This is a genomic window from Epilithonimonas sp., from assembly GCF_056329745.1.
Window position 1 is genome coordinate 1 of the sequence record NZ_JBWEYV010000018.1, and the last position, 14,460, is coordinate 14,460.

A 14,460-nucleotide genomic window follows, 5' to 3' on the forward strand; every position below is an offset into this window, starting at 1 on the left:
TGCAAATGTAAGTGCTTTTTATTTAACAGCCAAACTTTTTATAATTAATTTTTTTGAAGCTTTTTTCAACTTCTTATTATTAATCTTCTTTATCTAACCGTCTCCTGCGCTGCCAATTCTTTCGTTTTGGTTCTGCAAATGTATGTTGAAATAAACTCTACTTGCAAATCTTGTTAACAATAAATTTACAATTGTGTAAAACTTGGTTCAATAAACACCTATATAACAATGTTATACAAGGCTTGTAAAGTTATCCACATTATGTTAAATCAAGATATAACAACTAAATGTGTTAAACAGATTGAGGCTGCGGCAGGGATAGAAGCGGTTATCCTTTTGCTTATAACTACAACGAATTAATATAATGTTGCTATTATATATGCCTGAATGTTGTAATATAAAAAAGGCAATGAAGCAAAAGATATGAGCGGATAGCCCGGTGACAAAACAGCGTTGGGAACGGTATGGCTTTTGGCAGCCGCCCAAAATAATACACTTCTATTGACGAAGCTTCAGCTTGTCTCTATATTTTGTATATATATTATATAAGTAGAATGCGAGTGAAAGCCCTAATGTATCGGCAACAGCATCGAGAAGTTCCAGCGAGCGGCCCAATTGCATGGTGTCCTGCAGAATCTCGGTAAGTAGTGCATACGAAACTAGGATGAGAAAGAATTGCAAAAATTGCGTTTTGGGAAATCTGACCCTGAAGATAAATCCCAACAAAAAGAATATTGAAAAATGAATGAGCTTGTCTAGATTTGGGATCATGAAGAAATACTCTTTGTTTTCTACGCCAGGGCGTAAAAGCATATAAGTAAGAAATGCCCAATAAATGGGCAATATAATCTTACTGTACTGATAAATGCGCTGACTATCCAACAACTTCCTGATATTCTTCTGAAGATAATAATGTGGAAAGGTCTGCTGCGTCTGCAACTTTCAATTTGATGATCCAGCCTTTCCCGTATGGGTCTGAGTTAAGAAGTTCTGGCTGATCTTCGAGCTCTGCATTAACTTCCAAAACGGTTCCTGCAACAGGTAAGTAAAGATCCGATACGGTTTTAACGGCTTCTACACTTCCGAATACATCGCCTTCGTTAAGTTCTTCGTCCACGGTGTCTACATCTACAAAAACGATGTCCCCCAATTCTCCCTGGGCATAGTCTGTAATGCCAATGGTTGCGGTATCGCCTTCTACCTTGATCCACTCATGATCCTTGGTGTATTTAAGTTCTGCTGGTGTGTTCATTTTCTTTAATTAGGTTTAGGCAAATTTAATTATATAATTAAGATCTAACAATAGATTAAAAATAAATTACAAAAAAAAGAGTAAACTGAGTTTACTCTTTTTGTATTGGTATGTGTTTACAATTAATTTCCTGATCCGCCAAATGTCATCGTGGCGGTGATGCCAGCACGAATAGTGGACAGCGGGAATGCCGTGGAAATCTTGTACCTGGTCATCATCTGGTCATAGAAAAACTTAAGGTTTAGGTTTTGAGACATATTGTAGTCTGCAGAAAGCTTGAGGCTAAAAATCTTCTGCCCACCGGTGACCTGAGAATCGTCTATCAGGATGTTGGTTAGCGTTGTTTTACTATCCCGCATTGATAAATCCGCTCTCATATTGAGGTCACTTTTGATATCTCTTGGTTTTCCTTTATAATTAATTCTTAGTTTCAGATTTTTGAGGATATAACCATAGCCTACCACAAACTCATTGCCGTACTCTTCGGTAAGTGTTGTATTGGTTAATCCCAGTAGATAAGTCCTATCTCTATTATAATTAAAACGGAACTGCATATTGTTACGCATGGTAACATCAAAACCAACAAGTGGCGCAAATGCTTCTACATAACCCACCTGTGTGAAGGTGTAAGGATTATACCTGTTCCCATTGGAATCATAAACCGTGTTGACATCATTCACATTCCTATTATAATAATCGATGCTGGACTGGATGCCAGACATTGTGAATGTTGAAATGTAGGAGTGCAAGATATCAAATTTGGAAAATTGACTGTTGACAATCGGAATATTCCTAAGGCCAGAATACACCAGTTTCCAGTTTGGCAATGGCACACCAGCTTTAGTAGGATTGCCCAATTTTTTAGGAGATTTACCTTCTATTGCTGCTTTGAAAGCCGGAATCAACACATAGGCATTGCTCCTAGAATAACCAGCCACATAACCTTCCCTATCTACAATACCATCATATTGCTGCGAGATTGCCAACGCATTTTCTTTGATGGACTGGTACAGCGCATTGCCCTCTTTAAAGGCAGTATTGAAAGTCCACGATGTATTTGAGTAAGTAATCGATTCTGTACCAAATGCATCTCTAAAACCAAAATAATTATTCTGAAGATCGACAACGTTATAGCCACCCTGTACATAATTACGGCTGTAATTCTGGAGAATGTTAAAATCAATACGCAAGTCATTTGCTGGCATTACTTGTAGATCCCCTGTGATGGTTCTGTTATTAAGCTCTGAGTACGCATCATTCATCAATCTGGAGTTGGATGCCCAGCCATTTTCTATCACCGTTCTTCTGATATCTGCCTGAGATCCCAGTAAGAAGCCCAGTGTTGGTCCACCAAGAGTTTGCCCATAACCAAAGAAGTTAGGCGCAGATAACAATCCTGGCAAAACAATACCGTTGTTTTCGTTATAGTTAAAATTGATCTGCTTAAAGGATGTCAGCGCATAGGCAGCCGCCTGGATTGGGGTCAGCCTATTTTTAAACTTGTAAGATTTGAATTTGAACTTACTGTTCTTCTTAGTAAATGCTTGGTTATATACATTATTAAGAGAATCAATCTCCTGCCGACGTTTTTGCAGTTTTAGATTAATCTTTTTAAAGTAATCGAACTTACCAAAGAATTTTGGAATATCGATAGTTGTTGTTCCGATAATCGCATTGGTATTCTGAGAAATGTTACCCAGGTTTTCCCAAGCTCCGGTATCCGGGTTTTGGAAACTGCGCACCGCAGTAGACCTGGCGTTCCAGTTGTACTGAAACTGGTAACTCACTTCTGCATTGATGAAATCCAAATATGGCAAATACTCAAACGGTAATCTGTAATTAAGCTGTGCCCTGTGATTGTACAACACCGGACGGCCTGCCCTGAACGGGTTGCTAAAGATGGATCTGTTATTCATACTATTGACATCCATTTGATCATTCAGCGTTTTGGTCTCAGAATTAATCTCAAGCTTTAGCGACTTGGTAAAATTAAAGCCTAAACTATACTGCCACCCGAAGAAGAAGTTCCTGTTGCGGATCACATCAAAATCCGATCCACCGGTACCACTAAGCAATGCGTCTACATTACGGTACTCCAACTCGTTATAATTCCTGTCCAATATTGTTCTGAAGGATAATCTTGTAGGAACAGGATTGAAATTGAATTCTTTTACCCATCTCAGGTATTTGTATGATTTGGCCGTATCGCTGATCATTTTGTTAAATGGTCTCAAAACATACGGTTTGAAGGTATAATTATACTCCAGATAACCTTTCAGATATTGCTGATAATTTCTCTTGGTATAGATATCGCGGTAAAAATCATCATTATAGATCGCGGTAACATTCACATTCTCTATATCATAGAACTTTGCTTTTTTATCCGGATTCACCCTTTCTTTCCTCATATTTACCACACCAATGCTACGCTGCTGGGTATAGGTTCTAACCACTTTTTTCAGCTCGGCTTCGTTAGAAGCCTTTTTCAGCTCAACATCGTTATCCAGAGGATTATATTTGGGATCGGTAATTGTTTGGGTATAGGAATAATTCAACGGAATCTTAATTCCAGATTTTTCCGGCAAAAATTTATCGACATTCACAGTCGTATTGATACTGAATGCAGAGTTCTCATTTTGGGACCGTTCCGATGGTTTCTGATCTATTGCTCCAAAGCCAATAGAGGCGTAGGAAGCGTTGGCATTAACCAAAGCAAAATCTCCCAAATTAAAATTAAGGCTGGCATTACCGGCGTAACCTCCTTTATTCTCGATCTCAGACAGTCGGATTTCGTTGACCCACAGCACAAGGGTTTTACCTTCTGCATTGGAGTTATCATTGTTCCTTACCCCCAGCATAATGGTTGTAACGTTACCAATACTAGGTCGTCCTTTCACATAAATCTTTTTGTTGGCATCACCATAATCTGCATAGGTAAAACGCTCATTGATCTGGAATCCCCCTGCTCTCAGCAACTCATCGCGCTTGAGTTTAGCATTTACGAAATTTTCTATTTCTAGGTTGACATTGTTGGCATCTGGCCAAATATCCAATGGCGATGTCGCATTTTTGGCCGTATAGGTAAGAGATGACTCATACTCGTAATAATTATCGGTGGCATCACTACCAAAACGGATGAAGAATTTGGCATTAGGATCCAGCGCACTAATGTTAGCCGTAGTTTGATTGGTTTGATTCTCTGCGTGCACAAACAATTCCAATTTTTTGTAACGGCGCATATCCAGGCTTGTATTTTTAAACACGCCTCTGGACTCACCTTTCAAACGATCTACTTTCATGTAAAGTGAAGACTCATTCTGTCTTTGTACACCGGAGTTACCGCTAAGAACCTGACGATCTATCCCCGGAGGCAAAACATACGGTGGTGTTCCCAGAGCATTTTCCTCTAGGTTTACACTTCCAACGTCAAAATTAGAATTAAGACTTTCTGCACCATTGTTACCCTCGTCCATATTAGGAACTGTTGTACTGTAGATTTTATTGGTATATTTTCTCCAGTCCGATCTTACAAGATCAAAAGATCCAAATCTCAACGTCGATTTCTGGTTAAAGCCTTTAAGTAAAAGTCTCGCAAATCTGACGTTATTAAGAACTGATACATCAGAGCCATCTACAGTTGTTTTTTCATAGTTGGCAACAGGAATACGGAAGAGGTACCATTTTACTTTCCCAGATTGACCATTTTCAAACTTTACATCTACCTCCTTGATATCCACAATTTTGTTATCAGCGCCCAATGCCATACTAGCAGGGGAAAGATCAATACTGTACTGGTTATAATTCTCTGTCTGATCCAGGTTATAATCCCTGTTGATATCTTCTGCATCCGGCGTTTGTGTAGCCACCTCCAATGAGTTGGATGCCGAATTACCTTCCGGTCCACGGAAGTACTTGTATCGCTCGGTCACCGATGTTGCCATATCTCCCTGAAATTTGTCTGACATATAAAACAAGAAGTTATCTGATGCCGGATCCAGTTCGTTGGTCACAGGATTTACAAAATCTACCCCAAATTTCTGCTGCTCTTGCGCAGCGTTCAACCCATCGTAGCCAAGATCTTGCTGGGTTCTGTCATCACCTTCGGATGAGAACGCATACAGGATTGGCTGCTGGCTTGGCTGCGTTCCCCAATTGGTTGTAGAGGTATTGGCAGGTGTACTTGCGGTAGGTAAACCGTTTTCGTATTGTAGCTTACCATCTTTCAGCACGTCTTCTGATACGTTACCTAACTGAAGGATTAACTTAGGATCGTTACCTAAAGTATTGCCGTCTGCTCTTGGATCCATCAACCAAAACTCGACATAATCAATATTAGAAGTGACAAAATTGGTTACCGAAATAGGACGCATCAGCCCCGCCCACCTTTGGGAAGGTGCTTCATCATTTTTATTGACGTTGTAAGGACCTCGCAATTCCGGATAATAAGTGATATCGAATGTGTTAAGCAAAGTCTGCTCTCCGGCCACATAATCCCTGTTGTTGTAAAGCTCCTGCATCTGAACCCTTCTGGAAGCATGGTTAGATAATACCTGCGCATTAATACCATTGGGAGCGCGGCCTCCAACACCATAAAATCTAGGATCAATCGTGTACCAAGATAAAAGTCCTCTCCCATTACCATTGGACAGGTTGTTATCACTCATATTTTGAGGGAATATGGGATCACCGATATTTTTCTCCGGTCTGGACGCCAAACTCCACAAAGAAGGTTCTTTCAAAGATATTTTTGAAGTAGTTTGTTCAAAATCATCAATATATGACTGATTGTTGATGCCTTTGCTCTGTCCGGGAATCAGGTAGGCACCTTCTGCTTTGAAATTAAGGTTGGATGGAGCCTCTGTATTTACAAACGGAATTTTATCTGTAAGCCTGGTAAGGAAAGGTAACTCATTGTTATACATCACATTGAAGCCTGCCATGGTATTGCTGACTGCTTCCTGACCATAATTCACTTTTTGTGTCAAAGGCCGTTCTGTATAATTAACAGCCGTAGCACCAATGGTTAAATGTTCGTTGAATTTTCTCTCGAGGTTAATACCCCAGAAACTTTTACGCTGTGTATTAAAGGTCAATTGATTTTCCAATTGCACATTAATGGCTTGGCCAGACTGTTTGATCGCTTCATTGATGATATTGACGGTTCCCAACATGTAATCTACGGTGTAATCTACACCCTCTACCAATTGGGTTCCGTTAGCCGTAACTTTTACCGAACCTTGCGGCACATTGATGGCACCCAAAGAGATACCTTGTCCCTGGCTGCCTTTGTATCGACCTTCTATGGTATATCGTTGCTCTTGTGGCAATTGTGCCTTAAACTTGGTATAGAGATCCTTGATTATGTAGGGTGATTTGTCGGTATTGGTAATCACGCTTTGTAAATAATCCACAAACGGTTTCGCCTTTGTGAAGATCAGCCTTCCGTTTTCCGCATCTACCGTGATGCCGTTTACAAAGTCAAAAATACCATCACCCGGCAAACCTGTGCTGCTCTGTTGCGCATCATTATTGGCATTAAGCCTATCCCAATTGAAAAGGCGCAGCAAATTGCTATCATTATTATTAACAGTGGTATTGGCACCTGGCAGATAGTTCACTTTACCTCCAGACGCTGGATCCTTGAAATAAACATTTAATAAAAAGTTCTGTGCCTGAATCTGACTGGTATTAAGGGAATAAATATTCTTCATCATCAGTTCCCACATTGGCGATGTGGTTTTAACAGCCACATTGGACTTAATCATCTTGGTGATCAGCACACTGTTTTCTTCAGAAAATTCCCCTACTTTGTAAACCGTGGGAGAGCCGTTTAAGGTGTAAGAATAAGAAACGGCTAAAAATTGTTGGTCATTAAGCCTTTGATTCAAAGACAGGTAACCCAGCTGGGAATTGAATTTATATTCTGATGATGATAATTTTCTGGCTTTCCCGTTATAGATATACTGTTCACCGTCATTACTGTAGGGTGTAGAACTGCCGGGGAATGTGTTGCCATTCAAAAGTCCCGGTGGCGAGATGCCTACCCTACTAGTGCCTAACGCCCCAGAAATAGCCGTGTAAAGCCCCTGATTAGCATTACTTGGGTTAACACCATCCTGATCTCCCAAATCTCGCACTGCAACTATAGGCTTTTGAGATTCGAGGTTGGAGCCTCCCTGGTCCAATACCCAAACTTCCATCCTCGTAATATTAACCCGGGAATTGATCAACGGATAATTCGCCAGCGCTCCGTCATATTTATACAAAAAGTAACGGCCTAGAAAATAATGCTGATTATCCTCATAATCTATAGCATTGATCTTGAAACTGCTCATCATCCCGCCGCCCTGGGCAACAATAGTCTTTGCTTCGCCCTGCTGTTGAGAAAAGACAAGTGTCCCTGTGGTTTTACCCAACTGGAACTCGGTTTTAAGACCAAAAAGCGATTGTGATCCGCGGATAAGACTTGTAGAAAGCGGCATGTTGATATTACCTACCTCCACTCTTTTAATAATCTTATCTTCGGGATCCTGTCCCTTTTCATTTAATCCTCTGGATTGCAGGTCTTTCCATGTACCTTTGGCTTGCCAAACCATATTCATGCGGTTTTCAAAAGCAAAACCACTTTGGGTATCATAGTTAGCTTTCAGCTGGAGGTTTTCGCCTACCTTCCCGGTAAGACCCAACTGAATCCTCTGCTGAATATTGATGGCAAAACTGGTTCTGTTTTGAGGGAGAATTAAAGGATTATCTATCTTCTGGTAAAGCCCAGCGAGGTCAACCGAAGCAAACCCCTGCGGAATCAATTCAATCTTATTACTGCCAAAAATATTTTCGAACATTTTATTTTTGACGGTAATGGCTGGTATCAGGCCTTTTTTCTTGGCATCGGTCTGGTCTTTCCTCCGACCTAAATCATTAAGCAAAGATTTTTCTGCATAATAAGAACGAAGGTTGTTTTGCATTACATAGTTCTTATACTCTTCCGATGTCATGGCAATTGGTGCCCCTACAACGGTGTTTCCAATCTTGGGATAGAGATAATACATGCCGGTCTTGAGATCATAGAACGCATCGTACCTCACAGGGTCTGCAAGGCCGTAATCTTTTCTTATGCTAAGGCTGTCCAATGGGCGTTCCTGCGCCATGACACTGGTACAGGATATAATGAACAGAAAAAGGAAACTGAGTTTATAGAGGTAATAATTTTTCTTCACTTATATTTTTTTAAGATTCTGATAACAAATCTTTATCAGATGTTAAATGTTTTTTAAAATCTCCTTCACCAATTCTTCAACGGAGATTTCGGCATTCTGCTTCATGATCCGGTCAGCCAATTTCTCGCTCACCTTCTTAGAAATTCCTAAAACTTCTAATGCTGATAACGCCTCATTTTTGATTTTATTGTCTGCCAGCGCAGAAAGTTTTGCTTCAGAATTGCCGAACTGGCCTACCTTATCCCGAAGGTCGATGATAATCCGCTCGGCGGTTTTTGCGCCTATACCTTTTACCTTTTGGATAAGGGCGCTATTGCCGGAGAGTATGGCATTGGCAGCCTCGGAAAGACTGAGTGAAGACAGCAATATAAGCGCAGAAACAGGCCCAACACCGTTAACACTTATTAACAGGTTAAACATATCTTTTTCATCTTTGGAAAAAAAACCGAAAAGCAGATGGGCATCCTCACGGATAATCTGCTGGATATAGAGAAGGACTTCTTTCCCTTGGGATAAGTTTTGTGAGGTTTGCAGGCTGATACCAACATAGTAGCCAACGCCGCCCACCTCTATCACGGCAAAAGTAGGTGTCAGTTCTTGAACATTGCCTCTTAGAGAATAAATCATTTTTTCTTAAAATTTGGGTTTTGCGAAGATATAAATTATGTTAAAAAAAAGCCATTCTAATTACTTAAAATGGCTTTTGCTTTTATATTAATAGAGATCAATCTATTTTTCATCCTTCATCTGCGCATCCAAAACGGCAATGGTAGCCAGGTTGACAATCTCATCTACGCTAGATCTCATCTGCAGAACATGCACCGGCTGGTTCAGCCCCATCAGGATAGGCCCAATGGTTTGCGCCGCTTTCATTCCTCTGATGATTTTGTAGGAGAGATTGGCACTTTCCAGATTAGGGAATACCAAAACATTGGCCGGGTTAGTCCCCAGTTTGGAGAACGGATAATCTGCCAGGTGGTCTGCATTAAGCGCAAAATCCGGCTGAATCTCGCCATCTACCACCATCTTTGGAAATTTCTCATGCAGCATCTTTACCGCAGCAGCCACTTTTTTGGACGTATCGGCTTTGGCAGAAAAATTCTCATAGCCTAGCATGGCAATCCTTGGATCGATTGCAAAGGACTTAACGGTGATTTCCGCCATCCTGGCAATATCCACCAGATCTTCTGCAGTAGGGTTTTTGTTGATGGAAGTATCGGCAAAAAACAGAGGCTTTTTATCGGTTAAGATCATCATCATGGCCGCTACCTTGTTTACGCCCGGTTTTTTATCAACGATTTCCAATATGGGTTTCAGCACCGAGGCATAACTTTTAGAGAAGCCAACAATCAGGGCATCAGTATCACCATGCTCCAACATTAATGGCCCAAAATAGTCACGTTGCCTCACATATCTTTTGGCCTTGTACTCGTTGATCCCTTTTCTGTTTCGTTTATCCCAAAGGGTTTTGCGATATTGTTTACGGTTTTCTTTTTGTTCTTCATCATTAGGATCTATAATGGGGATATCCAGCGTTATACCGTAGGCTTCCATTTTTTCCTTGATGAGTTTTTTATTACCCAAAAGACTTGGATAGGCAATCCCTTCTTCCTGTAAGATTTGTGCTGCCTTCAGGATATTATACTCTTCACCATTGCCCAGCGTAACCCTTTTTGGGTTAGCTTTGGCGCGGTTTTGCATCATTCTTACGAGCTTCTCGTCGCGACCCATCCTGTCCAGCAGTTGGTTTTCGTACTCCTCAAAATTATCGATGGATTTACCGGCAATACCACTTTCCATTGCTGCCTTTGCCACGGCAATAGACACTTTTGTAATCAACCTGTTATCGAATGGTTTTGGGATGAAATAATCTTTACCGAAACCAAGATCTCTTACATTGTAAGCTAGCTTTACCATCTCTGGCACAGGTTCTTTGGCAATCTCTGCCAACGCATAAACAGCAGCCAACTTCATGGCCTCATTAATCCCTCTAGCTTGGACATCCAATGCCCCACGGAAAATGTAAGGAAAACCAAGAACATTGTTCACCTGGTTAGGATAGTCGCTACGGCCTGTTGCCATCATCACATCCGGCCTTGTAGCAACTGCCAGGTCATAACTGATCTCGGGATCTGGATTGGCCAAAGCAAATACAATAGGCTGATCTGCCATAGAAAGCAACATCTCCGGAGACACTACGTTCCCTTTTGAAAGACCTACAAAAACGTCAGCGTCTTTCAACGCTTCCTCAAGTGTGGAAATATCGGTTTGGGAAATAAAATCGATTTTCTCGGGCGTCAGGTTTTCTCTTGTATGATTGATGACGCCCTTGCTGTCGCACATCAGGATGTTTTTAGGATCTAGACCGAGGGAGATATAAAGTTTGGCGCAGGCAATAGCGGCCGCACCGGCACCATTAATTACCATTTTTACCTCCGCAATTTTTTTGCCCGCAATCTCCAACGCATTAATCAATGCTGCTGCAGAGATAATAGCCGTACCGTGCTGGTCATCGTGCATCAATGGGATGTCGAGTTCCTCCTTCAATCTTTGTTCTATATAAAATGCTTCCGGCGCCTTGATATCCTCTAGGTTGATTCCACCAAAAGTCGGGGCGATAGCCTTTACGGTTTCTATAAACTTGTCAGGATCCTTTTCATTAATCTCGATATCAAAAACATTGATGCCTGCAAAAATTTTGAACAGAAGGCCTTTACCTTCCATCACCGGTTTGGAAGCCTCTGGACCTATATCTCCCAGCCCAAGCACTGCCGTCCCGTTAGAGATTACGGCAACTAGGTTCCCCTTGGATGTATAGTCATATACACTCTGTGGATTATCATGGATGGCCATACAAGGCACCGCAACACCCGGCGAATAAGCCAGTGACAAGTCTCTTTGCGACGAGTGCGGTTTGGATGGGATAACCTCGATTTTACCTTTGGGTTCCTGACTGTGATAATCTAAAGCAGCTTTATCAAAAGCATTTTGATCTCTTGAATTTTTTGACATTATATGAATTTACTTTTTGGTGTGATCTTGTATATGATTACAAATCACTGGTTTTTACTCAATATGCGTAAGGGCGAAGGGCACTGTTGGAGCTCTTTTTTGTTTTCCCTCTTTTGCGAAGTTCCCATGTGATTTCATTTTGAGAACCTCTAAGAAAAAAACAAAAAAAGCGACTGCCCGCAGACCGACCCGCTTGTTTTTGCCTGCTGAAAATATCCTGTTATACCCCAGCGATAATCAGGCAAATACAAAGCGATACGCCCAAACCATTTGCAAAGTTAAAGTTTTGGTATGATATATTGGCGATGATAATTTACGAGGCTTTCGATTGGTTTTTGAACTACTGTGCCTATTTTAAAATGAAAATCGGCGGCGGCGGCCCTTAAAGAATCTTGAAAAAAGTAGGCAATGGAGCCAATAAAATTGATTTCGCTGGAGCGGCATTCTTCGTAGGGCATTACCTGATACTCAAGGAAATTGCTCAGTTCTTTGTAGACAAAATTCTGAAAATAGGGATGCGATTTCCTGTCGACAATAAACTTTGTAAAATCTGCCATGTAGGCATTCGCCCTCGGATTGTGGTACATGTTTTTCAGCAGCTCATCAATATGCAACTGATAAATCTCAGTAAACTGCTCATGAAGATCCGGCGGAAGCTTTTTCATAAAATAATGACGCACGAGCTGCTTTCCCAAAGCGCTGCCACTACCCTCGTCACCAATCAGAAAGCCCAAAGATGGCAATTCTGTCTTTACCGTTTCGCCGTCAAAATAGCAGGCGTTGGAACCGGTTCCCAAGATGCAAACAATAGCCGGAACGCCTCTGTACGCTGCGTAGGCTGCTGCCAAAAGATCTTCTTTTACCAGGATCTGCGCATTGGTAAATACTTTTTGTATCTCGCGCTCTACCACCAAGCGGTTTTCTGGCGTTCCGCAACCAGACCCATAGAAAAAAATATTATCAAGTCTACCACAGACCTCAATTAGAGCTTCATTTTTGAGAAGTTCCAACGGGATAAGTTCAGCATTAATGATATTGGGGTTAAAACCTACTGTTTCTGTTTTCAGGACTTCTTCACCATTATTATCTAGGATAACCCAGTCGCATTTTGTAGACCCGCCGTCAACGATCGCAATCATAGTTTAAATTTTGAAAACGCTAAAGTAGTATTTTTAGCTTGGTTTTTAAACTAATTATTACTCCTGATCATCGATGAGCCAGTCCTGGATCTCATCTTCCAGATAGGAGGTCTGAAGTTTTATAGCATTAATAAAATCATCGGGAACACTTTCTGTGGTCTCGCTGCTCTCAAGATTCCATAGTTCGTCGGACATCATCTCATATTCTGAGTAGATTCTTCGGAACCGTGAGCTACTCTTTTCCAACTCCTCAATCTTTTTTTGCTGAGGCAGAAATTTTCTGTACGGTCTGCTAGAGTTTTTCATTTTTTACATTAATATTTTGAAATTGGTATGTGTTGGTGAGGAAATGTGCTTATAATCATTAATCCCATTCTTAAAAAATGCCAAAATTGACATTTTCACAAAAAAAAGCACTATTAAAAACTGATAATTCAACTAAAACACCACATCGTTATCATTAAATAAAAGTAAAAATATTTATGATACAAAAAAATTATTTAACTAATATTTTAAAAGATTTAACAATTACTATACATTTGCAAAATAATGAGACAACTGCTGATAAGACAAAAACAGGTTATTTTCTTCGTCATTGCCGGAGGCCTGAGTGCTATTGTAGAGATTGGAAGTTTTAAATTGTTCAGCGTTTATCTGCCGAAATATTTTACCTGGGAGTATAATCTTTATGGGATTCGATATCCATTCAGTAATATACTATCTACATGTTGTGGGATTATAACCAACTATTTTTTGAGTATCTGGTTTGTATTTGAGCGTGGCAAACATTCAAAAAGAAAGGAGTTTGTTTATTTTATCTCCGTTTCTGTAGTCTCAACACTCATCAGCTTATTATTGTTCCAGCTGTTGTACAGGTTTGTCTTCCGGGATACTCTTAATCTTGGTTTTTATGTCCTTTCCCAAGAAATGATGAGTAAGATAACAGCTATTTTGCTGGTATCGATGCTTAATTACTCCATCAAGAAAAAAATTATTTTTAACGGATAAATCGCTATTTTTGGTTTGATAAAAACGACGTAAAAGCTTTGATGAAAACAATATTGGTGTATGCATGGCGGTTTTGGATGGTGATACTGGGCACTGTTCTTACATTAATCTTTTTCCTCCCTGTCTATGTTCTTTCTATTAGGAAGCAGGACTACAAATATTGTTACTTTTTTGTAAGGCTATGGGCCATCGGGATGTTTTATGGCATGGGTTTCCGGTACAAACTAATCAAAGAAACGCAACAGCAGATCGACAAAAACCAGCCCTATGTGATTATTGCCAACCATACATCCCTTATGGATATTATGTTGCCATGCATCCTTTTCCCAGATCATCCTTTATGCTATGTCGGTAAAAAAGAGCTGGTAAAAATCCCCATTTTTGGGACCGTTTACAAACGTGTCTGCGTAATGGTTGACCGGAAAAGTGCCCGAAGCCGCGCCGACGTCTACAGACGTTGTGCAGAACGTATGCAGGAAGGACAAAGTATTGTAATTTTCCCCGAAGGTGGTGTACCTGATGACACCAGCGTTATACTGGATCAGTTTAAAGACGGTGCTTTTATCCTTGCCAGCAAACACCGCTTTCCTATTGCCGTTTTTACTTTCAAAGGATTGAAAGAAATGTTCCCTTTTGACAACTCAAAAGGTTATCCCGGTGTAGTGACTGTTTTTTTTAACCGAATTTTACAGCCTGATGCCAAAATTAAAGATCTGAAAGAAGAAGCTTTTAACGAGATTAAACATTCTTTAAACTCATCACGCAAATAATTATGGAAACAATAAGAACTTTTAATTATTTTTGTTTCATAATCATTAACTCTATATTAATA

The 14,460-nt window shown here is 40.5% G+C and carries 9 protein-coding genes; 2 read left to right on the top strand and 7 right to left on the bottom strand.

Annotated features, from left to right (window positions below):
* Positions 1 to 498: 498 nt before the first annotated feature.
* The 7 genes from AC00Y6_RS12445 to AC00Y6_RS12475 form a co-directional block, all read right to left on the bottom strand.
* A complete protein-coding gene (locus AC00Y6_RS12445; RefSeq protein ID WP_474490940.1) occupies positions 499 to 939 on the bottom strand; it encodes a VanZ family protein in 441 nt (146 codons plus the stop codon).
* Positions 875 to 1,252 (bottom strand): glycine cleavage system protein GcvH, encoded by a 378-nt coding sequence (gcvH, locus tag AC00Y6_RS12450; RefSeq protein WP_474490941.1) that lies wholly within the window; start codon positions 1,250 to 1,252, stop codon positions 875 to 877. Before gcvH ends, AC00Y6_RS12445 begins: the two co-directional genes overlap by 65 nt.
* Positions 1,253 to 1,374: 122 nt before the next feature.
* Entirely contained in the window at positions 1,375 to 8,469 is a 7,095-nt protein-coding gene (sov, locus tag AC00Y6_RS12455; RefSeq protein WP_474490942.1) for a T9SS outer membrane translocon Sov/SprA, read from the bottom strand.
* 42 nt (positions 8,470 to 8,511) lie between these two features.
* Positions 8,512 to 9,096: a Holliday junction branch migration protein RuvA gene (gene ruvA, locus AC00Y6_RS12460; protein WP_474490943.1), complete on the bottom strand. Its 585-nt coding sequence runs from the start codon at positions 9,094 to 9,096 to the stop codon at positions 8,512 to 8,514.
* Positions 9,097 to 9,198: 102 nt separating this feature from the next.
* Positions 9,199 to 11,484: an NADP-dependent malic enzyme gene (locus tag AC00Y6_RS12465; RefSeq protein WP_474491006.1), complete on the bottom strand. Its 2,286-nt coding sequence runs from the start codon at positions 11,482 to 11,484 to the stop codon at positions 9,199 to 9,201.
* A 275-nt stretch (positions 11,485 to 11,759) separates the two neighbouring features.
* The gene (locus AC00Y6_RS12470; RefSeq protein ID WP_474490944.1) at positions 11,760 to 12,620 is read right to left on the bottom strand and encodes a BadF/BadG/BcrA/BcrD ATPase family protein; all 861 of its coding nucleotides are present in this window, start codon (positions 12,618 to 12,620) and stop codon (positions 11,760 to 11,762) included.
* A 57-nt stretch (positions 12,621 to 12,677) separates the two neighbouring features.
* A complete protein-coding gene (locus AC00Y6_RS12475) occupies positions 12,678 to 12,926 on the bottom strand; it encodes a hypothetical protein (RefSeq protein WP_474490945.1) in 249 nt (82 codons plus the stop codon).
* Positions 12,927 to 13,169: 243 nt separating this feature from the next.
* Between AC00Y6_RS12475 and AC00Y6_RS12480 the strand changes: the two genes are divergently transcribed.
* Both AC00Y6_RS12480 and AC00Y6_RS12485 read left to right on the top strand, forming a co-directional pair.
* A complete protein-coding gene (locus tag AC00Y6_RS12480; RefSeq protein ID WP_474490946.1) occupies positions 13,170 to 13,628 on the top strand; it encodes a GtrA family protein in 459 nt (152 codons plus the stop codon).
* A gap of 41 nt (positions 13,629 to 13,669) precedes the next feature.
* Positions 13,670 to 14,398, top strand: a complete 729-nt coding sequence (locus AC00Y6_RS12485) for a lysophospholipid acyltransferase family protein (RefSeq protein WP_474490947.1) — start codon at positions 13,670 to 13,672, stop codon at positions 14,396 to 14,398.
* The last annotated feature ends 62 nt before the right edge of the window (positions 14,399 to 14,460 follow it).